Origin of the sequence: Tardiphaga sp. 619_E2_N8_4 (assembly GCF_051810905.1) — a bacterium.
Taxonomy (GTDB): Bacteria; Pseudomonadota; Alphaproteobacteria; order Rhizobiales; family Xanthobacteraceae; genus Tardiphaga; species Tardiphaga robiniae.
This window is the reverse complement of record NZ_JBPWQJ010000001.1, coordinates 5,324,219-5,345,356: the sequence shown is the minus strand read 5'-3', so window position 1 is coordinate 5,345,356 and position 21,138 is coordinate 5,324,219. Positions and strand designations below refer to the sequence as shown.

Below are 21,138 nucleotides of genomic sequence, written 5' to 3'. Positions count from 1 at the left end.
TCAAATCGCAGCTACCAACGGGACCGCGGCAACGCGGTCCCGTTTTAGTTTGCAGGCACTGATATGCGCGCCTGGCGCCGTTTCAGCACCGCCGCAGCGATCCTGAGCGCCATCACCACAATCAACGGCATCAGGAACCAGACATAGTTCGGCATCTGCGGAATGCGCATGCCGAAGCTCACCATGAACTGGAACCAGAGATAATAGATGCCGGTCGTATGCAGGATGCGCCATGCGCGCGGGCCGATGGCGGCCGCCGAGCGGTCGAATGACGTTGCCGCCATCGCGATGATGAAGGCGTAGCCAATGCCGCCGAAGATGTAGGAGGCGGGCGTCGTTGCTGCTGCATAGTCAGCGGGCGCCATCACGGCGAAGCAGACGATGGCGACGGCGTGGATGGCGTGAGATGCCGCAAAAGTGAGCCCAAGATAGCGGCGGTTGCGCCGCAGCCAGCGCGTACCGGATGTCGGCCAGAGCAGGGCGAGCGCGGATGCTGCGAAAGCGAGGCAGAAGAACAGCAACGAGCTGCGCGCGGTGAAGCGGATCACCATCCTGATGCCATCGACCTCGAAGCCGCGCATGCCGGCGATCCAGACGCTGAGCGCGATCAGTACAAGCGTCAGTATGGCGAGCAGCCGCCAGCCTTCGAACCAGTTGCGACGATCCAGTGTCATGACGTTCCCCTGTATTGCCATATGTAATCACTAGTTACATTCGGGGCAGGCGATCCAGTCAATTGTGTAATCAGTGATTACATTCACGATACGGTGATGCTATGCTGGCGCATGTCCAAGTCCGCAAAGCCGCCGTCCAGATCGGCATCGAAGCTGCCTGCGCGAAAACGAGCCGCCCGGCCATCGGTCGTGCCACGTGCCGCGAAGGGGCGAACGGCAACATCGCCGAAGACCTATCATCACGGCGATCTGCGCCGTGTGCTGATTGCGGCGGCGCTTGAACTGGCCGAGGAGGGCGGCGCGGATGCCGTCAGCGTGCGCGAGGCTGCGCGCCGTGCCGGAGTTTCGCCGGGAGCGCCGTTCCGGCACTTCCCCAGCCGCAATGACCTGATGAGCGCGGTGGCCGAAGAGGCTCAGCGCCGCTTCCGAGTCTCGATCGCCGCGGCCATCGCCGGCACGTCCGCCGACGATCCGCTGGCGCGGTTTCGCGCCTTTGGCATGGCCTATATGCGCTGGGCGATGACAAACCCGGCGCATTTCGAAGTGATCTCGAGCGGCAAGTATTTTTCCCACGACCAGTCGGAAGCGTTACGCGAGGACAATGATGAGCTGATCGCCATGACCGAGCAATTGCTAATGGATGCCCTGGCGCAGGGACAACTGCGCTCCTCCGATCTGCGCGTGATAAAGATTGCCGGCCGTGCCTTGGTCTATGGGTTTGCCCGCATGAATATCGACGGGCATTTTCCGCGCTGGGGCATCGCGGATGCCGAGGCCGATCAGATGGCAGAGGCGATCATCACGCTGTTCGTTGATGGGATCGCAAGGCCTGTCTGAGCGGCGAAATCCGTTCGGATACTTATCAAACCTGGCGGCTTGCTGTCGCAGATAGACAAGAGCGCGCCGATCGTCAAAAACCAATGAGGCCACGATCCGTAACTTTCGCCGTGAGCGCGGCTATGCGGTCTCGGTCCCGGCCGAATTTACGGGCCGTCACATCTCAGGTGCTTTTCATGCGATCCATCGTCATCACCGGCGTCTCCACGGGCATCGGCCACGCCACGGCGAAGCTTCTGCTCGCGCGCGGCTTTCGCGTATTCGGCAGTGTCCGCAGCAAGGTCGATGCTGAGCGGTTGCAAGCCGAGTTCGGCGCGAACTTCGTCCCGCTGCCGTTCGATGTCACGGACGAGGCCGCTGTGTTGGCCGCCGCTGCGCAGGTCCGTGCCGAGCTGAACGGCGAGACGCTTGCAGGGCTCGTCAACAATGCCGGCGTTGCGGTGCCTGGCGCGCTGCTCGATCTGGCGGTGGACGAGTTTCGCCTGCAGATCGAGATCAATGTGATGGGGCCGGTGATCGTCACCAAGGCCTTCGCGCCGCTGCTCGGCGCCGATCCGGCGATGACGGGCGCGCCCGGGCGCATCGTGATGATGAGTTCGGTGTCCGGCCAGTTCGGCAATCCACTGCTGTCGCCCTATAGCGCGTCGAAATTCGCACTGGAGGGGCTGGCCGAGAGCCTGCGGCGCGAATTCATGCTGTTCGGTATCGACGTGCTGGTGATCGCGCCGGGGGCCGTGCGCACGCCGATCTGGGACAAGGCCGAGGCGATCGATATGGCGCGCTTCGATGCGTCGCCGTTTGTGCCGGCGCTAACGAAGCTGCGCGAGATGCTGATGAAGCTGGCGAAGAACGGGCTGCCGCCGGAGCGGATCGGCGAGCTGGTGCACCGAGCGCTGACCGCATCCCGGCCGAAGCTGCGCGTGGTGGCGTCGCCGCAGCCGGTGCAGACGTGGATCGCTGGTTGGCTGCCGCGACGCTGGCTGGACCTGATCATGGCGAAGCAGTTGGGGCTGCGGCCCAAATAGCGGGGCCATTTGTAGCCTCGACAGGGCCGCTAAAGTTGGCTAACTGGTACTACCAGATTGGTAGGGTCAGCCCATGCTCGCTGCGGTCAGCACTGATACGTCCGACGCCGTTCGGAAAACGCTCCAATTCGTTCGGCACCACCGGCTGTCGAAGGGCGACCGGCTGCCGTCCGAGCGGGACCTGTCTGAGCGGTTCGGGGTGACGCGCAGTTCGGTTCGCGAGGCGCTGGCGGTGCTCGATGCCATGCGCATCACCGAGCGGAAGCCCAAATCCGGCATCTATCTGCGCAACACGCTGGAGGACAGCGGCCTCGATGCACTGGTGCTGCAGGCCGATCTGGGTGTCACGTTCGATGCGCAGGTGACGCGCGATGCCATCGAGGCGCGGATCATCTGCGAGGAGCAGGCGTTCCGGCTCGCTTGCCAGCGCCGCACCGATGCCGATCTCTCAAAGCTGCACGGACTGCTGGACACCTATGCGGCGCTGGCCGCCAACGGCCGCAACATGGCCGACGAAGACGTTGAGTTTCATCTTGCCGTGGCTGCCGCGAGCCAGAACCGCATCCTCGTGCGCACGATTACGCCTTTGATGCTGATGAGCACGCGCGGGCGTCGCCGTTATTTCGAGTCGGCGGCGCTACGCCAGCGCTCGCTCGACGATCACCGCGCATTCGTCGCCGCCATCGCGGCGCGTGACGAAGTCGCTGTCACCGCGCTCGTCCATAGCCATGTGCAGATCGCTGCCGCCGACATTCAGGCGCTGGCTGATCAGGCCGCGACCGACCTCGATCATTCCGACACCGACCGCAAGGACTGAGGTTCACGAACAACACACGCACCTGACGAGCCGCTCGACAATCCCGACCAACGGGAAGGCTCGGATCGAATACGGCAACGGCCGTAGCGGCACCACCGCACGCACTGGAAACGCAAAAGAAGGACGTATGATGCGTATGAAGACAACTGCCATGACTGCAACTTCGATGGCCGCTTGGGCGGTCGCCGTCGCGATGGTCGCAAGCCCGGCGCTGGCGCAGAAGAAGTATGGCCCCGGCGCCAGCGATACCGAAATCAAGATCGGCAACACCGTGCCCTATAGCGGCCCGGCGTCTGCTTACGGCATTCTCGGAAAGTCCTATGCCGCCTATTTCAAGAAGATCAATGACGAGGGCGGCATCAACGGCCGCAAGATCGTCTTCATCAGCTATGACGACGCCTATTCGCCGCCGAAGACCGTGGAACAGACGCGCAAGCTGGTCGAGAGTGACGAGGTGATGGCGATCGTCGGCAATGTCGGCACCGCCGCGAATGCCGCGATCCAGAAATACGTCAATGCCAAGAAGACGCCGCAACTCTTCCTCGCAACCGGCGCCACGCGCTGGAACGATCCGAAGCAGTTCCCGTGGACCATGGGCTGGCTGCCGAGCTACCACGCCGAGGCTGCGGCCTATGCGAAGTATCTCCTGAAGGAAAAGCCAGATGCCAAGATCGGCGTGCTCTATCAGAATGACGATTTCGGCAAGGACTATCTGAAGGGACTGAAGGAAGGTTTCGGCGACAAGGCGGCGTCAAGGATCGTGGCTGAAGCGAGCTACGAGGTTTCCGAGCCGACCATCGACTCGCAGATCGTCAAGCTGAAGGCCGCCGGCGTCGATACGCTGTTCTCCTTTGCTGTCGGAAAATTCGCCGCACAGTCGATCAAGAAAGTCGCCGAGCTCGGCTGGAAGCCGCTGCACATCGTGCCGAATGCGAGTTCGTCGGTGGGCAGCGTGATCCGTCCGGCAGGCTTCGAGAATGCGCAGGACGTTTTGTCCGCGACCTTCGCCAAGGATCCGACCGATCCGCAGTGGAAGGACGATCCGGGCATGCAGAAGTTCTACGCCTATGTCGAGAAGTACATTCCGGAAGGCAAGGCGATGGAGAGCACTGTGCTGTCCGGCTACAGCATCGCCCAGACCATGGTCGAGGCGCTGAAGCAGTGCGGCGACGATCTCACCCATGAGAACCTGATGAAGCAGGCGGCCAACCTCAAGAACGTGCAGCTCGACGGGTTGCTGCCAGGGGTGACCGTCAACACCAGCCCGACCGACTTCTCGCCCATCGACCAGTTCCAGATGATGAGCTTCAAGGGCGAGCGCTGGCAGCGCTTCGGCGAGATCATCAAGGGCGAGACGCCGACCGCGGTGCGGTAGACGAGGTCATCAAGGGCGAGTTTGCCGCGACGGCTGAGCGCTGACATCCAAAACTCCGTCGTGCCCGGCCTTGTGCCGGGCATCTACGCCTTGGCCAAGAAAGAAGACGTGGATGGCCGGGACAAGCCCGGCCATGACGCGTTTATCTTTCATCTTTCCGGAGCACGTCGCCCCGGACCGGCACCACCTGCGTCGAAAGGTTCATTGTCCGTTCATGACGTCTGTATTACGATTTTGTGACATTCCGCAGGGTCCGGGCGCGGCGTGAGCCGGCTGGCCGTTGCCAGACAGGGCAGTTGTCTTGCCGGGTGTTCGCAGGCAAGTCATGCTGCCGTCGCCGATCTCAGTCTCTCCGGCGCAAGCCGGCCGCCGCTTCAAGGAGCGATTGGCGGCGGCTTGGCAGTATGTTCGGCAGTGGCCGCTGCGCACGGCGCTGATCGCTGCGATCCATACGCTCGGGATCTATGTTCTCGCCTCGGTCGAATATGGCCCGTTCGCCATCACGCTGGCGCTGTTCACCTGGGGTTTGCTGAATTTCCTGTTCCTCGCGCTGTTCAAGCGGCCGGGGATCAGCGCGGTGCTGTCGCTGCTGCTGGTCACGACGCTGATCGTGCTGTCGCAGTTCAAGTTCGGCATCACGCAGCTCACGCTGACCTTCCTGGATTTCCTGATCATCGATCGCGACACGATCTCGTTCCTGCATTCGATCTTCCCGCAGCTGCGGACCTGGCTCCTTATCGCCGCTGCCGTCGCGCTCCCGATCCTGTGGCTGATCTGGCGCGCCGATCCGTTCCGCCTGCGCCGCCGCAGTGCGCTGGCCGGTGCGGGTGTCTGCCTGGCGGGGATCGTCGGCCTGTCGGCAGCCAATCCTGAAAAGCCATGGGAGCCGTTCCAGGGCGTCAATCACATTTCCAATCTGGCGCGCTCGGGCGTGGTTTCGGTGTCGCATCTGACGGCAACCGGCTGGATCGAGGCGGACTCCAAGAGCCTCGTGAGTTCGGCGCAGGCCTCGCCGATGACCACCTGCGAGCCGGGCGTGAAGCGGCCGAACATCGTGATGGTGCTGGACGAGTCGTCATTCGACATCTCGGCGGCGCCGGGCATCAAGGTGCCGGCCGGCTATCACGATAACTTCAAGTCGGCGGATGGCCAGCAGCGCGCGCTGATCACCGAATCCAGCGGCGGTCCGACCTGGTACACCGAGTTCAATATCTTCACCGGGCTGTCGGCGCGCTCCTTCGGTGCGCTGAAGTTCTATGTCACCCGCATTGCCGCCGGGAAGATCTCGCGCGGCCTGCCGCAGGCGCTGCAGCGCTGCGGCTACAAGACCTTCTCGCTGTATCCGACCTACGGCAATTTCCTCAGCGCCCGCAGTTTCCAAGAGGGCGCGGGCATCGACGGCTTCATCGACATGGCGGCGATGGGCGTCAGCGAGGACATGCAGCCCGACAGGTTCTATTTCGACCAGGCCAGGGATCTCATCGCGCGCGAGAGCAAGACCGACCAGCCGGTCTTCGTGTTGGTCTATCTCACTGCCAATCATTTCCCGTGGACCACGACCTATCGCGACGACCTGACGCCCGCCGGCTGGCAGGCGCCGGGCAATACGGCGGAGGTGGATGAGTATATCCGCCGCCAGGCCATGACGGCTGCGGACTACAAGGCCTTCGTCGCGCAGCTCCAGAAGGACCATCCGACCGAGCCGTTCCTGCTGGTGCGGTTCGGCGACCATCAGCCCGCGATCGCGCAGAAACTGCTCGAACCCGATCTGCCGCAGCCGAAGCGCGCCGACCGGATCATGACGCATGATGTCAGATACTACACGACCTATTACGCCATCGACGCGCTGAACTACCGCCCCGAACTGACATCGGCACTGTCGACACTGGATGCTGCCTATCTGCCTGTGATGGTGCAGGAGGCCGCACGCGTCCCGCTCGATCCGTCCTTTGTCGAGCAGAAGAAGATCATGCTTCGCTGCAAGGGCGTGTTCTACGGCTGCAAGGGCGGCGATGAAGCCAGCCGATTCAATCGGTGGCTGATTGATGCGGGGCTGATCAAAGATCTCTGACCCGGCCGGTTGCAGCAGTGAGGGCAGGGTGTCTGTCCATCCCGTTCAGGCCAAGGTCATTGCCCGTTCATGACGATTACATTACAAATTAATGACATATCGCAGTTTCCGGCTGCGACATGCGCCCTCTGGCCGTCGCCAGCCCAGGCCCGAGGCCTCGCCGGTGGTGTTGCGTGCCGCCATGGCGCCTCCGCTCAATCCAGTACCCAGCGTCTCGCCAACTGCTGTCGCCGCGCCGACCAGCGTGTGGCGGCTGTTGGCCGTGGCTGCGCCGCATTTTGGCGCGCTGCTGGTAATGGTCCAGACCGAGACCGATCTGGTGGGCCGGATCGGCTTCGTGCTGGCCTGGGCCATCCTCAACTTCTTCTGGATTGCGCTCTTGCGCCGTCCCGCGCTGTCGGGGGCGCTGTCGCTGACCCTGGTCGTCATCTTGGTGCTGCTGTCGCGGCTGAAGCACGACGTAGTCCAGATGACCGCGAACTTCGTCGACCTGATGGTGATCGACCGCGACACCGCGGCCTTCCTGTTCACGATCTTTCCGAACCTGCGCTGGTCCGCCATTGGCGCCGCCGTCGTGGTGGTGCCACTGATGTATGCGCTGTGGTGGCTCGATCCGTTCCGCATCCGACGGCTGCCGGCGCTGGCCGCGCTGACGGCCTGCCTCGCCGCATTGACAGGCTATGCGTTGGCGTGGCCCGATGAAGCCTGGCGCGGCTATTACGATGACGGCTATCTGTCGAAATTCGCGCGCTCCGGCGTCACCGCCGTGTCGGACTTCAGCAGCCACGGTTTCATGGAGTCCGACGCGGTCATCACCGAGCGGCTGAAGTTGCCGCTGGAGGATTCCTGCCATCCGGCGGGACGTCGTCCGCACATCATCATGGTGCATGACGAGTCGTCCTTCGACATCCGTCAGGCCGCCGGCGTGAAGACGCCGAAAGGCTATGGCAGCCACTTCGATTCATGGGACGGCAAGGCGCGCAAATTTCTCGCCGAGAGCAATGGCGGGCCGAGCTGGTTCACCGAATACAACGTACTGGCCGGACTGTCGTCGCGCTCGTTCGGGCCGTTCTCCTATTTCGTCACGCGCATCGCTTCAGGCCGCGTCGAGCGCGGATTGCCGTTGGCGCTGCGCCGCTGTGGCTACAGCACCATCTCGCTCTATCCGGCCTTCGGCGCCTTCATGAGCGCGCGCGGCTTCCAGACCACCACCGGCGTCGAGCGCTTCTATGACGCCAAGGATCTCGGCGCCAAGGGCGTCGAGCCCGACAGCTTCTTCTACGATTCAGCGGCGCGCCTGATGGCCGAGCAGCCGCCGGCCAATCCGCTGTTCATGTTCGTCTACCTCGCCGCCAATCACTTTCCGTGGGAAACCAGATTTCGCCCCGACATGACGCCGGGCTGGCGTGCGCCCGGCAACGTGCCGGTGGTTGATGAATATCTGCGCCGGCAAGCGATGAGCGTCGATCACTATGGTGCGTTCGTCGCGAAGCTGAAGAAGCAGTTTCCAGCGCAGCCGTTCCTGATCGTACGCTATGGCGATCATCAGCCGGAATTCGCGCCGGGCATTCTCGATCCCAACATGGATGAAGCGGGCCTCGGCAAGAAGCTGCAGAGTTACGACCCGCGCTACTACGCGACCTACTACGCCATCGACGCGATCAATTTCGAACCGGTGAAGAGCGCGACGGTGATGGACACGATCGACGGGCCCTATCTGCCGCTGGTCATCCAGGAAGCTGCAGGCATTCCGCTGGACCCGTCCTTCGAGGAGCAAAAGAAGATCATGCTTCGCTGCAAGGGACTGTTTTACGCCTGCAAGGACGGCGCGGAAGCGCGACGATTCAATCGCCTGCTGATCGATGCGGGGATGATCAAGAATTTGTAGTCTCTCTTTCTTCCCCTCTCCCCCGCGAAGCGAAGCTTCGCAAGGTGGGAGAGGGTGGATCGACCGCTCTAGCGAAGCTTTGCTTCGCGCGGGCGGTCGAGACGGGAGGGGGGCGCCACGCGCGGCGCACCTTGCGGCTACCCCTCTCCCGCAAGGGGAGAGGGGAAGAAGAACACTCTACTTCGTCCCCATCTTCTCCCACATCCACCGCGCCACGCTCTCCGGCGAACTCGTCGCATCATTGCCTGCCGCGCGCAGGTTTGCCTCGCGCATCAGCGGTAGATCGATCCTGCCAAGCAACGGCTGCAACGCGCTGCGCAGCTTCTCATCGTCCGCGCGTTTCGGCGCCAGCAGCATGATCGCGTCATAGGGAGGGATGGCGTGTTTGGGATCGGCGAGCGCCACGAGATCGTATTTCGCGATCAGCCCGTCACTGGTGTAGCCGGCGATGACATCGACCTCGCCGGAGGCGACGGCGGCATACATGAAGTCCGGCTGCATGGTGCGCTGGGCCTTGAACGACAGGCCATAGGCTGCCTTCAGCCCCGCCCATTCCGGCCGCGAAAAGAACTCGTAATCGCCGGCAATGGTCATGTTGCCGCTCCGCGCCGCGAGATCGGTGGCGGTCCTGATGCCCAGCGCTTGGGCCTTCATACGCGGCATCACCAGCGCATAGGCATTGGCGAAACCGAGCTCGCCGAATAGCGTGATGCCCTGCTTGGCAAGCGCCGTCTTCAGCTCGGTGAGTAGTTGTTCGCGCGGCAGGATCTCGGTGCGGTGAAACTGGTTGGCCCACAGCGTGCCCGAATAGTCGATGTAGACATCGATATCGCCGGAGGCCAGCGCATCGTAGATCACGCTGGAGCCGAGACCCTGCCGCGTCGTGGCGGGCAGGCCGGCCGCTTGCAGCCGCTGCGACATCAGCGCGGCCAGCACATATTGTTCGGTGAAGGTCTTGGCGCCGACCACGATGCGTGTGCCGGAGCGGGCGAATGACGGCGCGAGTGTGACGATCACCAGCGCCGCGATACCGAGCACGCCGATGGCGGTGCGGATACGGCTGCGCAGGCGGATGCCGGTTTCGATCAGCGCCAGCAATTGATCGACGGCCAGCGCAAGAATTGCCGCGGCGACGCAGCCGAAGATCACCAGCACCCAGTTCTGCGTCTGCAGTCCCGCGAAGATGTAGTTGCCGAGTGAGGTCTGGCCGATCGGCGTGGAGAGTGTGGCAGTGCCAATCACCCACACTGCGGAGGTGCGGATGCCGGCCATCATGACGGGCAATGCCAGCGGCAGTTCGACCATGGTCAGCGATTGCCGCGGCGTCATGCCGACGCCTTGCGCGGCCTCGGTCAATGCGGGATCGATGCCGTTCAATCCGGTGATGGTGTTGCGCAGCACCGGCAGCATCGAATACAGCGCCAGCGCCAGCATCGCGGGCAGGAAGCCGAAGGCCGAGAAGTTGAAGCCGAGCCACTGCGCCGACAATGCCGCGAGCGCCAGCAGCAGCGGATAGAACAAGGCCAGCAATGCCAGACCCGGAATGGTCTGCACGATGCTGGCGACGCCGAGCAGCGCGCTGCGCAGCACCGGCCGTTGCCGTGCCATGATGGCTAGCGGCAGGCTGATGATGAGGCCGAGCGCCAGCGCGGCGAGACTGACGCGCACGTGGCTACCAAGATAGTCCGGCAGATGCCCGAGCGCGTCGCTCCAGCGCGGATCGGTGAACAGGCTCATGCCGCACCGTCCTGCGGCGCCGCACCATCCTTCGGCAGCAGCATCTGAAGTCGTTCCGCTTGCCGGCGCGGTGTGCCCAGCAACTCGCCGACATATGGATCGGTGCTTTCGGACAACTCAGTGGGCGTACCCTCCGCGAGCAGTTTGCCGGAGCGCATCACCGCGATACGATCAGCGAGCAGGATCGCCTCCGTCATGTCGTGGGTGATCATGATGGTGGTGAGGCCCAGGCTGCGATGCAGCGCGCGGTAGTCGTCGCCAAGCGCATCGCGGGTCAGCGGATCGAGCGCGCCGAACGGTTCATCCATCAGTACGATGCGCGGCTTCGCAGCCAATGCTCGCGCGACGCCGACGCGCTGGCGTTGGCCGCCGGAGAGTTCGTGCGGGAAGCGGTCGCGATGCTGTGTGCGGTCGAGGCGCACGAGATCGAGCAATTCATCGACGCGCCCGGCGATCTCCTTAGGGGGGGTGCCAAGCAGTCTGGGCGTGATGCCGATGTTGTCTTTGATGCTCATATGCGGAAACAACCCGCCGCTTTGGAACACATAGCCGATGCGCCGGCGCAGTTCGATGGGATCGACCTGCGCGACGTCCTCGCCGGCGATGGTGATGTGTCCCGCGTCCGGCGCGATCAGCCGGTTGGCCAGCCGCATCAGCGTGGTCTTGCCTGAGCCGGAGCTTCCGACCACCGCGAGGAACTCGCCCTCGGCAACATCGAGCGAGACACCGTCGACGGCGTGAATGCGGCCGCCGTCGAAGCTCTTGCTGATATGGGAGAAGCGGATGAGGGGACTCATGCGCCGGATATCTTACGCGGTGCGTCGTCGCTTACCCTCCCCTGGAGGGGGAGGGTCGCCACGTGCGAAGCACGTGGCGGGGTGGGGTGAATGGGAAGCTCCATGGATGAACATGTCACCCCACCCCGGACAACGCGACCGCTGCTGCGCATCGTTCGCGTCGCCCGACCCTCCCCCTCCAGGGGAGGGTGAAGATGGGGCGCCATCGATGTACCGAGTTCTGAAATCATCGCTGCAAAGCTATCATGCAGCATCTGGCCCACCAACCCGGCCCCACCGTTGAATTATCAACCCTGCAGCGCTAAGCCAGTCCCGGAACAAAAACACTCTGGGGGACGCGCGTGCAGGCAGGTGGGGCCGCGGCATCGATGGCGGTGGCGCTTGATGACGCGACAGTGGCGTTCGGTATTGCCGACAATCGCATCTATACGGCGGTAGAGAAGGCGACGCTCCGGGTCGCGGATGGCGAGTTCGTTGCCATTGTCGGGCCGACCGGCTGTGGCAAATCTACACTGCTCAATGTCGCTGCCGGTCTGCTGGCGCCAGCCTCCGGCGCTGTCCGGATCTTCGGTCAGCCGCTGGGCGGACTGAACGCACAGGCGGGTTACCTGTTTCAGGCCGACGCGCTGTTTCCCTGGAAGACCGCGCTCGACAATGTCGCCATCGGACTGGAGATCGCCGGCATAGCACGCGACGAGGCGCTAACGCGGGCGCAGGACTGGTTGACCTCGGTGGGTCTCGGCGCCTTCGCCGGGCGCTATCCGCATATGCTGTCGGGCGGCCAGCGCAAGCGCGTCGGTCTTGCGCAGGTGCTGATCCGCAATCCGAAAATTCTGCTGATGGATGAGCCGTTCGGGCCGCTTGACGCACAGACCCGGCAGGTGATGGGCAACCTGTTGCTGGACCTGTGGAGCAGGGATCGCAAGGCGGTGCTGTTCGTCACCCACGATCTCGAAGAGGCAATCGCGCTGGCGGACCGCGTCGTCATCATGTCGGCGGGGCCTAGTTCGCGCATCATCGGCGACTGGAAAGTGCCATTGCCGCGGCCGCGCGATATTTTCGAAGTGCGGCTCGACAAGGAATTTCACGCGCTTCACCGCGAGATCTGGAGCGTGCTGAAGGACGAAGTGATGAAGGGCTATGCGCAGTCCGCTGGTATGGGAGCCGCGTCATGACGCGTCCTGTATTGCTGCTGTGTCAGGTACTCGTCGCCGTGGTCGTCATCGGGCTGTGGCACCTGCTCACCACCGTGCCGGTGTTCGGCCGCATGCTGCTGCCGCCGTTCTTCTTCTCTAACCCCTGGGATGTCGGCAGCCAGATTGTTAGCTGGTTCGCGTCAGGCATTATCTGGAAGCATCTCGGAATCACGCTGCTTGAGTCGGTATTAGCCTTTGTCATCGGCTCGACGCTGGGCGTGCTGATCGGCTTCTGGTTTGCGCGCCAGCCGCGGCTCGCCGCGATCTTCGATCCCTATGTGAAGATGGCCAATGCGCTGCCGCGCGTGGTGCTGGCGCCCATTTTTGCGCTTTGGCTCGGGCTCGGCATCTGGTCGAAGGTGGCGCTCGGCGTCACGCTGGTATTCTTCATCGTCTTCTTCAACGTCTATCAGGGCGTCAAGGAAGTCTCGCCCACGGTGCTCGCCAATGGCCGCATGCTGGGCATGAGCGAGCGGCAATTGATGCGCCATGTGTTCTGGCCATCGGCACTGTCATGGATGTTCTCGTCGCTGCACACCGCGGTGGGCTTTGCCGTGGTCGGCGCCGTGGTCGGTGAATATCTCGGATCGGCGGCCGGGCTCGGTTACGTCATCCAGCAGGCGGAGGGCACGTTCGATGTGGCCGGCGTGTTTGCCGGCATGTTCGTGCTGTCGGCCTTTGTCATCGCCATCGATGTGCTGGTGTCGGTGGTAGAGAAGCGCTTGCTGGTGTGGAAGCCGGTGGCGAGCGAAGGGCGGAGCTGAGACGATTCCCTCGCCCCGCTTGCGGGGCGAGGTTAAGCAGAGCCCGTGGCTTACGGCAGCGGCTTGGTGTCGTCCGGCGCCTGCGGCGGGGTCTTGATGGCGATGGCGCGGAACGGCTTGCCGTCGGGCTTGGTGCCGCCATGGGGCGTGCCCTTCGGGATGATGATGAGGTCGCCGGCCTTGACCTGAACTTCCTTGTCGCCCAGCCACACGGTGCCGGTGCCTTCCAGGATGTACTGGATCTCGTTGGTGTTGGGATGCATGTGCTTCACCACATTGCCGTCCTGCACCGAAATGGTGGCGCCGTCGGCGGACATGAACATCTTGGAGCGGAAGCCGGTGGGCGAGGCGGGGCCGAGTGCGTCGCCGACGAGTTCGGGGACGTGGATGACCTGGGCGGTGATGTTTTCCGCGGCCTGTGCCGGCGTGATGCCCTCGGGCACGAGATGCGTGATGAGACAACCGGCGGCGAAGGCTGCGGTGATCGAGAGTGTCGCAGTGATGCGCTTCATGAACGTTCCCCCTGGATGACAATGATTTGCCGCGCGGATGCTATGTCGCGGAATGTGCGTTGACCAGTGCCGCCTTTCCAACCGGCGGAGGCTCCTCTATCCTCCGCGCCTGATAGCAGCGGAGGAAACAATGACAACAAACATAAAAACCGGCTTGAACCGTTTATTCCCCACACGTCTTTTCCTTGCGGGTCTTCTGTCGCTGTTTCTCGTTCATCCCGCTGCAGCGCAAACCAAAGTGACCATCGCGATCGGCGGCGGGGCGTGCCTGTGCTATCTGCCGACCGTGCTGGCCAAGCAGCTCGGCGAATATGAGAAAGCGGGTCTCGCGGTCGAACTGGTCGATCTCAAGGGCGGCTCCGATGCGTTGAAAGCCGTGCTCGGCGGCAGTGCCGATGTGGTCTCCGGCTATTTCGATCATTGCGTCAATCTCGCTGCCAAGAAGCAGGAGCTGCAGAGCTTCGTGGTCTATGACCGCTATCCCGGTCTCGTGCTGGTGGTGTCGCCGAAGCACACCGGCAAGATCACGTCGATCAAGGATCTCGCCGGCAAGAAAGTCGGCGTCAGCGCGCCGGGCTCGTCGACAGACTTCTTCCTGAAGTATCAGCTCAAGAAAAACGGTCTCGATCCGGCCGGTACCGCTGTGATCGGCGTCGGCCTCGGCGCGACGGCAGTGGCGGCGATGGAGCAGGGGCAGATCGAAGCCGCCGTCATGCTCGATCCCGCCGTCACCGTGCTGCAGGGCAGCCACAAAGATCTCACGATTCTCAGCGATACCCGCACGCAGAAGGACACGTTGGCGGTGTTCTCCGGCGAATATCCCGGTGGCGCGCTGTATTCGACGACCGCATGGGTCAAGGGACACGAGAAGGAAGTGCAGGGTCTGACCAACGCGATCATGAACACGCTGAAGTGGATCCACAGTCATACGCCGGAAGAGATCATGGCGAAGATGCCCGAAGGCATCGTCGGCAAGGACAAGGAGCTCTATCTCGCGGCGCTGAAGAACACGCTCCCGATGTATTCGGAGACGGGGCTGATGGATCCGAAGGGCGCGGCTGCCGTGCTCGCCGTGTTCAGCGAGGGCTCGCCGGAGGTGGCGAAAGCCAATATCGATGTCAGCAAGACTTACACCAATAAATATGTCGAACAGTTCGCCAAGACGATGGGGACGAATGCGAAGTAGGTTTTGCGCATGATGACGCCGGTCATTCACCGCGTCACGCAACTCGACCTCACACGCAGCGATTGGCAGTGGCCATTCGCGCGTGAGCGGCGGGAGGAGATCGACGCTCACTTCGCAAGCAAGCGCGCCGAGAAGCCGCAACTGTTCAATGGGCGCGTGTTGCTGGCGCGCAATGCGCAGTTCACTGGCAACCAGTTTAGCGCGGAATATTTCGAGACCGATTTTGCGAGCTTTCTGGCGTGGCGGGATTGGCGTTGTCCCGATCCGGATGTGTTCAATGGCTTTGGTATGGGCGCGCTGCGTGCCAGCGACGGCGCCTTCGTGCTCGGCGAGATGGGGCAGCATACATCCAATGCCGGACGCATCTATTTTGCGGCGGGCACGCCCGATCTGGACGACCTGCGCGGCGACGTGGTCGATATTGCCGGCAGTGTGACCCGTGAAGTCGAGGAAGAACTCGGTCTGACGGAAGCCGATTACCGCGCTGACGCTGGCTGGTCCTGCGTCGTGACGGATTTCTCGGTGGCGATGATGCGTCTTCTGGATGCGGATCAGCCGGGTGAGACGCTGCGCAGCACCATCGAAGCCAATCTTGCCGGTCAGGCGTCGCCTGAGCTGAGCGGAATTCATCTGGTGCGCAGCGAAGCTGACTTCACCCCGACGATGCCGCTGTTTGTGACAGCGTTTATGACAGCGCAGCTGACGCCAGCGACGTGATCTGCTGGTATTGCCGGGATCGGCACGCTACGCTTGCAATCCCCGTGTCCCGGAGTTGCCGATCTCATGTCTGCCAAGCCAGTTGTGTCCGCGTTGAAGTCCTATATCGACCCGTATCGGGTCGACGGTTCGAAAGCTTTCCACCTCAAGGCGCATGACACCAATGGCAGCGGCGGGCTGCACAAGGAAACCGGCAAGAAGATCATCGAGGCCAACCGACGCCGGCTGCAGGAACTGCAGGAAAAGCTCTATGCACAGGATCGCTGGTCGTTGCTGCTGATCTTCCAGGGCATGGATGCCGCCGGCAAGGACAGCGCCATCGAGAGCGTGTTCGACGGCATCAATCCGCAGGGCTGCGAGGTGCATTCGTTCAAGACGCCGTCGTCGAACGAACTCGATCACGATTTCATGTGGCGCCATACCATCGCGCTGCCGCAGCGCGGACGTATCGGTATCTTCAATCGCTCTTATTACGAGGAATGTCTTGTCGTCCGTGTGCATCCGGAGATTCTCGCCAAGCAGAAAATTCCGGCGGAGCTGGTGACAAAAGATATCTGGCGCGAGCGCTTCGAGGACATCACCGCCTTCGAGAAATATCTCGCGCGCAACGGCACCGTGGTGCTGAAGTTCTTTCTCAACGTCTCCAAGGAAGAACAGCGCGAGCGCTTCCTCGATCGTCTCGAGCAGCCGGCGAAGAACTGGAAGTTCTCATCGGCCGATATCGCCGAGCGCGCGTTGTGGGACAAGTATCAGGAGGCCTATGAGGACCTGATCAAGCATACGTCCTGCGAGGAAGCGCCATGGCATGTGGTGCCGGCGGATCGCAAATGGTTCTCGCGCGTGGTGATCGGCTCGGCCATCGTCAACGCGCTGGAGAAGCTGGACCTGCACTTCCCCACCGTGGACGGCGAGGCGAAGAAGGACTTTACGCTGATCCGCGAGGCGCTGGAGAAGGAAGGGCCGCCGCGGGAAGGCAAGCCTGTGGTGAAGAAGGTCGCGAAGAAGAAGGTGGCCAAGAAGAAAGCGGCGAAGAAAACGTGATATTTTCTGGCTGTCATCCCCGCGAAGGCGGGGATCCATACACGCCGAAGAGGCCGTTCGTACGTTGTCGTCGCGACTTTGCCGTTTTGATTAGTTCGACCGTGGCTATGGGTCCCCGCCTTCGCGGGGACGACAGCTACGGCGGGCTAGTTTAACTCAACTTCAATTCCTTCAACACCGCGGCGACCTTCTCTTGCGCCGCATCCGTCAGCGGCAGCACCGGGCGCGGTGGTTTCGCATCCGTCAGCCCGATCTGCTCGGCAGCGGCATACATCACGCGCAGGCTGGAGAACTGCTTGAACAGATCCCACAGCGGTTGCATCGCGCTGTTGAGGCGGCGCGCTTCGTCGGCATTGCCGGCCTGCGCGGCGCGGGTGATGGCCAGACAACTCCTTGGAAACAGGCCCGCCGCCACGCAATACCAGGCGTCGCCGCCGGCCAGCAGCGTCTCCATCGAATTCCAGTCACCGGCATAGCCGACCGAGAAGCCTGATGGCACGGCAGCGCGCATCTGCTTCAGGTGATCGGCGGCGAGGCTGGCTTCGGGGGAGGTGCCTTTCACCGCGACGACGCCGGGAATACGTGCGATGCGGCCGACGAGGTCGGGCGTGAACTTGAAATGCGTGGTGGCGAAATTGTCGTAGATCACGATCGGCAGTTTGCTTGTCTCGGCAACCGTCCTGAAATGTTCGAATACCTCGTCCTCGGTGAGCGGCGTATAGGACACCGGCGCCAGCAGGCCTGCGGCAGCGCCGGCCGCCTTGGCATCGCGGGCGAGTTCGATCGTCTCGTCGGTGCGTAGCGCGCCGATGCCGACCAGCACGGGGACGCGGCCGTTGACCTCCGCAATGGCGGCTTCAGTGGCGCGCCGGCGCTCGTCACGGCTGAGAAACGGGTACGATCCGGTGCTGCCGAGCAGCCCGATGGAATCGACCTTGGCCGCCGCCAGCGGCGCCACCAGCCGCCGCAGCGCGGGCGTATCGACCCTGCCATTCGTATTCATCGGCGTGATCGGGAAAGCGGATAATCCCTTGGCGAAAGTCATCGTCCTGTCCTCGCAATTGCCGTTCGGTCTTAGGGCAAAAGGATTGCTGCGAAAACGTCCAGTTGGCGATGTTCTGGCTAGGCCAGTCGGCCACGCACCTCAGCTTCTCCCAGGAGGATTTAGGTCAGCATTCCTGACCCTCTTAGCCGTTGCAGCCTCCCGCAATTGTCGTCTAGAACGACCGCAGGCCCTCGTCGGCAACGAACCATCAAGGGTTTTCCTTGAGACTGGTTTTGGCCGAGGATGTGGGCCTGAAGGTGTGGCAATGCTGATTCGCAGCGACATGGTTGGAGTTTCCGGGGGAGTGGCTGTTGCCGCTGGTCCCGACGCGATTCCGGCTGCGCTGCGCTCGAACCTCCTTCTTGGCGGGCTGCTTCTGCTTATCTGCCCCTGAGCGCCGTCTGGGCCGTTTGGCCTGGGTACTCAGGGGATCATGACATTCAGAACCATCAGCTCCCTCTGGCGCCCAGACAGATGCGCCCCGACCTAAGGAATATCTCATGACTTCGACCACCCCGTCCGTTCAGGACAAGTCCGACAAGGACCGCGTCATCATTTTCGACACCACCTTGCGCGACGGCGAGCAGTGCCCCGGCGCCACCATGACCTTCGAGGAAAAGCTGGAGATCGCCGCGATGCTCGACACCATGGGTGTTGACGTCATCGAGGCCGGCTTCCCGATCGCCTCCGACGGCGACTTCGAAGCCGTCAACGAGATTGCCAAGCGCACCAAGAATGCCGTGGTCTGCGGCCTGTCCCGCGCCGGGCAGAAGGACATCGACCGTTGCGCCGAGGCGATCCGTCCCGCCAAGCGCGGCCGCATCCATTCCTTCCTGTCCACCTCGCCGGTGCACATGAAGTACAAGCTGCAGATGGAGCCCGACGCGGTCCATGATCTGGTGATCTCGTCAGTGACCCGTGCCCGCAACCACACCGATGACGTCGAGTGGTCGTCGGAAGACGGCACCCGCACCGAATTCGACTTCCTGTGCCGCTGCGTCGAGTCGGCGATCAAGGCCGGCGCGACCACCATCAATATCCCCGACACCGTCGGCTATTCGGTGCCCGAGGAGTATTACGACCTGTTCAAGCGCGTGCGCGAGAACGTGCCGAATTCCGACAAGGCGATCTTCTCGGTTCACTGCCACAACGACCTCGGCATGGCCGTCGCCAATTCGATGGCCGGCATCCGCGGCGGTGCGCGGCAGATCGAATGCACCATCAACGGCATCGGCGAGCGTGCCGGCAATGCTGCGCTGGAAGAAATTGTGATGGCGATGAAGGTGCGCAATGACAGATTGCCGTACTGGAACAACATCGACACCACGATGCTGATGCGCGCCTCGAAGGAAGTCTCCGCCGCAACCTCGTTCCCGGTGCAGTACAACAAGGCGATCGTCGGCCGTAATGCCTTCGCCCATGAGAGCGGCATCCATCAGGACGGCATGCTGAAGAACGCGCAGACCTACGAGATCATGCTGCCGGAGACGGTGGGCGTGAAGCAGACCTCGCTGGTGATGGGCAAGCATTCCGGCCGTCATGCCTTCATCCACAAGCTGGAGGAGATGGGCTACAAGCTGGGTCAGAACCAGTTGGAAGACGCCTTCGTGCGCTTCAAGGCCTTGGCCGATCGCAAGAAGGACATCTACGACGAGGATCTGGAAGCGCTGGTCGATCAGGAAATGACCGCCGCCCATGATCGCATCAAGCTGGTGTCGCTGACGGTGATCGCCGGCACCCACGGTCCGCAGCGCGCCACCATGAAGCTGAACATCGACGGCGTAGTGAAGATCGAGGAGGCCGAGGGCAATGGTCCGGTCGATGCGGTGTTCAACTGCATCAAGGCGCTGGTCCCGCACGAGGCCAAGCTGGAACTGTATCAGGTCCACGCCGTCACCGAAGGCACCGACGCACAGGCGGAAGTGTCGGTGCGTCTGGCCCATGAGGGCCGCTCGATGACCTCGCGCGCCGCCGATCCGGATACGCTGGTCGCTTCGGCCAAGGCCTATCTCGGCGGGCTGAACAAGATCGTCATGAAGCGCGCGCGCGACATGCCGACAGCGGTTGCTGCCGCGAGCTGATCTGGGATAACCTCTCCCCGCTCTGCGCGGGGAGAGGTCGCGCGCTCTTACGCGCGGGTGAGGGGCGGTTCGTTGTCCTCTCATCCCTCACTTACTGACGGGTCGCACCCGCACGATTCCCCACGCTGTTAGGCCATTGCCTCGCCCCTCACCCCGCCCCTCTCCCCGTGCAGAACGGGGAGAGGGAGCAGGCGCTCCGCGTTTTGCGTTGCAGCATCGATTTCATGTTGCACCCCTGCGAAGGGGCAATGGCGTTTGCGCATTGATCTCTGTATTGCTGCAACGGCATACAAGCGGGGGGCCGCTCAATGAGCTCCCACGTCATACGGGAGAAACACATGCGCAAATTGATTTTCGCAGCAGCATCGGTTGCCGCGCTTGCATTGATAGGACCGGCCGCCGCGCAGGCGCCTATCATCATCAAATTCAGCCATGTCGTCGCGCCGAACACGCCGAAGGGCCTCGCTGCGGAGAAGTTCAAGGAACTCGCCGAGAAATACACCGACGGCAAGGTCAAGGTTGAAGTCTATCCGAACTCGCAGCTCTACAAGGACAAGGAAGAGCTGGAAGCATTGCAGCTCGGCGCGGTGCAAATGCTGGCGCCGTCGAACTCGAAGTTCGGGCCGATCGGCGTCAAGGAGTTCGAGGTTTTCGATCTCCCCTACATCCTTCCGGACCTCGCCACCCTGCGCAAGGTGACTGACGGCCCGCTCGGCGCGCGGTTGCTCAAGCTGCTGGATTCCAAAGGCATGACCGGCCTTGCCTATTGGGACAACGGCTTCAAGCAGATGACCGCGAACAAGAAGTTGCTCACTCCCGCGGACTACAAGGGCATGAAGTTCCGCATTCAGTCGTCAAAGGTGCTGGAAGCTCAATTCCGGACGCTTGGCGCGATTCCGCAGGTGATGGCGTTCTCCGAAGTGTACCAGGCGCTGCAGACGGGCGTGGTCGATGGTCAGGAGAATACGCCGTCGAACATCTACACCCAGAAAATGCATGAGGTGCAGAAGTACACTACGCTGACCAACCACGGTTACATCGGTTACGTGGTGGTGGTGAACAAGAAATTCTGGGATGGCATTCCGGCGGATACTCGCGGTCTTCTGGAAAAGGCCATGAAGGAAGCCACCGCCTATGGCAACGGCCAGTCGGCGAAGGAAAACGACGACGCACTCGCCGAGATGAAGAAGAGCGGCAAGACCGAATTTGTTACACTGACGCCGGAGCAGGATGCCGGCATGCGCAAGGCGGTGGAGTCGGTTTATACCGATGTGGCAGGCCGGGTAGGCAAGCCACTGATCGACGAATTTCTCAAGGAAACGCGCGGCGCCACCAACTAGGATTGACGATGTCAGCTTCCGCGCCCTCGGGTGCG

18 protein-coding genes are annotated in these 21,138 nt (G+C 62.6%); 13 read left to right on the top strand and 5 right to left on the bottom strand.

The window, feature by feature from the left end; genetic code table 11:
- Positions 1-44: 44 nt before the first annotated feature.
- Positions 45-674, bottom strand: coding sequence for a ferric reductase-like transmembrane domain-containing protein (locus tag AB8A23_RS25505; protein WP_175365596.1), 630 nt, complete (start codon positions 672-674; stop codon positions 45-47).
- Between the two features lie 111 nt (positions 675-785).
- Between AB8A23_RS25505 and AB8A23_RS25500 the strand changes: the two genes are divergently transcribed.
- The 6 genes from AB8A23_RS25500 (at position 786) to AB8A23_RS25475 (ending at position 8,687) form a co-directional block, all read left to right on the top strand.
- On the top strand, positions 786-1,511 hold the full coding sequence (locus AB8A23_RS25500; RefSeq protein WP_439057716.1) for a TetR/AcrR family transcriptional regulator: 726 nt from the start codon (positions 786-788) through the stop codon (positions 1,509-1,511).
- 176 nt (positions 1,512-1,687) lie between these two features.
- On the top strand, positions 1,688-2,536 hold the full coding sequence (locus AB8A23_RS25495) for an SDR family NAD(P)-dependent oxidoreductase (protein ID WP_439057717.1): 849 nt from the start codon (positions 1,688-1,690) through the stop codon (positions 2,534-2,536).
- A gap of 73 nt (positions 2,537-2,609) precedes the next feature.
- On the top strand, positions 2,610-3,353 hold the full coding sequence (locus AB8A23_RS25490; protein WP_184514884.1) for a FadR/GntR family transcriptional regulator: 744 nt from the start codon (positions 2,610-2,612) through the stop codon (positions 3,351-3,353).
- A gap of 151 nt (positions 3,354-3,504) precedes the next feature.
- Positions 3,505-4,728, top strand: a complete 1,224-nt coding sequence (locus tag AB8A23_RS25485; protein ID WP_231077546.1) for an ABC transporter substrate-binding protein — start codon at positions 3,505-3,507, stop codon at positions 4,726-4,728.
- 325 nt (positions 4,729-5,053) lie between these two features.
- A complete protein-coding gene (locus tag AB8A23_RS25480; protein ID WP_175366850.1) occupies positions 5,054-6,799 on the top strand; it encodes a sulfatase-like hydrolase/transferase in 1,746 nt (581 codons plus the stop codon).
- 181 nt (positions 6,800-6,980) lie between these two features.
- On the top strand, positions 6,981-8,687 hold the full coding sequence (locus tag AB8A23_RS25475; RefSeq protein WP_439060455.1) for a sulfatase-like hydrolase/transferase: 1,707 nt from the start codon (positions 6,981-6,983) through the stop codon (positions 8,685-8,687).
- A gap of 177 nt (positions 8,688-8,864) precedes the next feature.
- Here AB8A23_RS25475 and AB8A23_RS25470 read toward each other — a convergent pair whose 3' ends face one another.
- Together AB8A23_RS25470 and AB8A23_RS25465 are read right to left on the bottom strand one after the other, a co-directional pair.
- Positions 8,865-10,424: an ABC transporter permease/substrate-binding protein gene (locus AB8A23_RS25470; RefSeq protein ID WP_439057718.1), complete on the bottom strand. Its 1,560-nt coding sequence runs from the start codon at positions 10,422-10,424 to the stop codon at positions 8,865-8,867.
- Positions 10,421-11,221 carry an ATP-binding cassette domain-containing protein gene (locus AB8A23_RS25465; RefSeq protein ID WP_439057719.1) on the bottom strand — a complete coding sequence of 267 codons (801 nt, stop codon included), beginning with the start codon at positions 11,219-11,221 and terminating at the stop codon, positions 10,421-10,423. Before AB8A23_RS25465 ends, AB8A23_RS25470 begins: the two co-directional genes overlap by 4 nt.
- Positions 11,222-11,589: 368 nt before the next feature.
- Here AB8A23_RS25465 and AB8A23_RS25460 point away from each other — a divergent pair, with 368 nt between their 5' ends.
- Together AB8A23_RS25460 and AB8A23_RS25455 are read left to right on the top strand one after the other, a co-directional pair.
- The gene (locus AB8A23_RS25460) at positions 11,590-12,396 is read left to right on the top strand and encodes an ABC transporter ATP-binding protein (protein ID WP_439060456.1); all 807 of its coding nucleotides are present in this window, start codon (positions 11,590-11,592) and stop codon (positions 12,394-12,396) included.
- On the top strand, positions 12,393-13,181 hold the full coding sequence (locus tag AB8A23_RS25455) for an ABC transporter permease (RefSeq protein WP_439057720.1): 789 nt from the start codon (positions 12,393-12,395) through the stop codon (positions 13,179-13,181). The genes AB8A23_RS25460 and AB8A23_RS25455 overlap by 4 nt, the downstream gene beginning before the upstream one ends.
- Positions 13,182-13,231: 50 nt before the next feature.
- Here AB8A23_RS25455 and AB8A23_RS25450 read toward each other — a convergent pair whose 3' ends face one another.
- Positions 13,232-13,693: a cupin domain-containing protein gene (locus AB8A23_RS25450; protein WP_315841376.1), complete on the bottom strand. Its 462-nt coding sequence runs from the start codon at positions 13,691-13,693 to the stop codon at positions 13,232-13,234.
- Between the two features lie 130 nt (positions 13,694-13,823).
- Here AB8A23_RS25450 and AB8A23_RS25445 point away from each other — a divergent pair, with 130 nt between their 5' ends.
- The 3 genes from AB8A23_RS25445 to AB8A23_RS25435 all read left to right on the top strand — a co-directional run bounded on the left by AB8A23_RS25445 (position 13,824) and on the right by AB8A23_RS25435 (position 16,637).
- The gene (locus tag AB8A23_RS25445) at positions 13,824-14,879 is read left to right on the top strand and encodes an ABC transporter substrate-binding protein (RefSeq protein ID WP_439057721.1); all 1,056 of its coding nucleotides are present in this window, start codon (positions 13,824-13,826) and stop codon (positions 14,877-14,879) included.
- A gap of 9 nt (positions 14,880-14,888) precedes the next feature.
- A complete protein-coding gene (locus AB8A23_RS25440; RefSeq protein WP_439057722.1) occupies positions 14,889-15,596 on the top strand; it encodes an NUDIX hydrolase in 708 nt (235 codons plus the stop codon).
- A gap of 66 nt (positions 15,597-15,662) precedes the next feature.
- Entirely contained in the window at positions 15,663-16,637 is a 975-nt protein-coding gene (locus AB8A23_RS25435; protein WP_439057723.1) for a polyphosphate kinase 2 family protein, read from the top strand.
- Positions 16,638-16,788: 151 nt separating this feature from the next.
- On the opposite strand, the gene AB8A23_RS25430 is transcribed toward AB8A23_RS25435, so the two are convergent.
- On the bottom strand, positions 16,789-17,682 hold the full coding sequence (locus AB8A23_RS25430; protein WP_439057724.1) for a dihydrodipicolinate synthase family protein: 894 nt from the start codon (positions 17,680-17,682) through the stop codon (positions 16,789-16,791).
- Positions 17,683-18,182: 500 nt separating this feature from the next.
- Here AB8A23_RS25430 and AB8A23_RS25425 point away from each other — a divergent pair, with 500 nt between their 5' ends.
- Positions 18,183-19,763, top strand: coding sequence for a 2-isopropylmalate synthase (locus AB8A23_RS25425; protein WP_439057725.1), 1,581 nt, complete (start codon positions 18,183-18,185; stop codon positions 19,761-19,763).
- A gap of 338 nt (positions 19,764-20,101) precedes the next feature.
- Positions 20,102-21,103 (top strand): TRAP transporter substrate-binding protein, encoded by a 1,002-nt coding sequence (locus AB8A23_RS25420; RefSeq protein ID WP_068738418.1) that lies wholly within the window; start codon positions 20,102-20,104, stop codon positions 21,101-21,103.
- Positions 21,104-21,138: the final 35 nt, after the last annotated feature.

Excerpts from the sequence above, each read along its gene's own strand:
- AB8A23_RS25465 (WP_439057719.1), bottom strand. The coding sequence starts at position 11,221 with ATGAGTCCCCTCATCCGCTTCTCCCATATCAGCAAGAGCTTCGACGGC.
- AB8A23_RS25450 (WP_315841376.1), bottom strand. The coding sequence starts at position 13,693 with ATGAAGCGCATCACTGCGACACTCTCGATCACCGCAGCCTTCGCCGCC.
- AB8A23_RS25440 (WP_439057722.1), top strand. The coding sequence starts at position 14,889 with ATGATGACGCCGGTCATTCACCGCGTCACGCAACTCGACCTCACACGC.
- AB8A23_RS25460 (WP_439060456.1), top strand. The coding sequence starts at position 11,590 with ATGGCGGTGGCGCTTGATGACGCGACAGTGGCGTTCGGTATTGCCGAC.
- AB8A23_RS25420 (WP_068738418.1), top strand. The coding sequence starts at position 20,102 with ATGCGCAAATTGATTTTCGCAGCAGCATCGGTTGCCGCGCTTGCATTG.
- AB8A23_RS25500 (WP_439057716.1), top strand. The coding sequence starts at position 786 with ATGTCCAAGTCCGCAAAGCCGCCGTCCAGATCGGCATCGAAGCTGCCT.
- AB8A23_RS25435 (WP_439057723.1), top strand. The coding sequence starts at position 15,663 with ATGTCTGCCAAGCCAGTTGTGTCCGCGTTGAAGTCCTATATCGACCCG.
- AB8A23_RS25485 (WP_231077546.1), top strand. The coding sequence starts at position 3,505 with ATGACTGCAACTTCGATGGCCGCTTGGGCGGTCGCCGTCGCGATGGTC.
- AB8A23_RS25430 (WP_439057724.1), bottom strand. The coding sequence starts at position 17,682 with ATGACTTTCGCCAAGGGATTATCCGCTTTCCCGATCACGCCGATGAAT.
- AB8A23_RS25490 (WP_184514884.1), top strand. The coding sequence starts at position 2,610 with ATGCTCGCTGCGGTCAGCACTGATACGTCCGACGCCGTTCGGAAAACG.
- AB8A23_RS25445 (WP_439057721.1), top strand. The coding sequence starts at position 13,824 with ATGACAACAAACATAAAAACCGGCTTGAACCGTTTATTCCCCACACGT.
- AB8A23_RS25455 (WP_439057720.1), top strand. The coding sequence starts at position 12,393 with ATGACGCGTCCTGTATTGCTGCTGTGTCAGGTACTCGTCGCCGTGGTC.
- AB8A23_RS25480 (WP_175366850.1), top strand. The coding sequence starts at position 5,054 with ATGCTGCCGTCGCCGATCTCAGTCTCTCCGGCGCAAGCCGGCCGCCGC.
- AB8A23_RS25495 (WP_439057717.1), top strand. The coding sequence starts at position 1,688 with ATGCGATCCATCGTCATCACCGGCGTCTCCACGGGCATCGGCCACGCC.
- AB8A23_RS25425 (WP_439057725.1), top strand. The coding sequence starts at position 18,183 with ATGACTTCGACCACCCCGTCCGTTCAGGACAAGTCCGACAAGGACCGC.
- AB8A23_RS25505 (WP_175365596.1), bottom strand. The coding sequence starts at position 674 with ATGACACTGGATCGTCGCAACTGGTTCGAAGGCTGGCGGCTGCTCGCC.
- AB8A23_RS25470 (WP_439057718.1), bottom strand. The coding sequence starts at position 10,424 with ATGAGCCTGTTCACCGATCCGCGCTGGAGCGACGCGCTCGGGCATCTG.
- AB8A23_RS25475 (WP_439060455.1), top strand. The coding sequence starts at position 6,981 with ATGGCGCCTCCGCTCAATCCAGTACCCAGCGTCTCGCCAACTGCTGTC.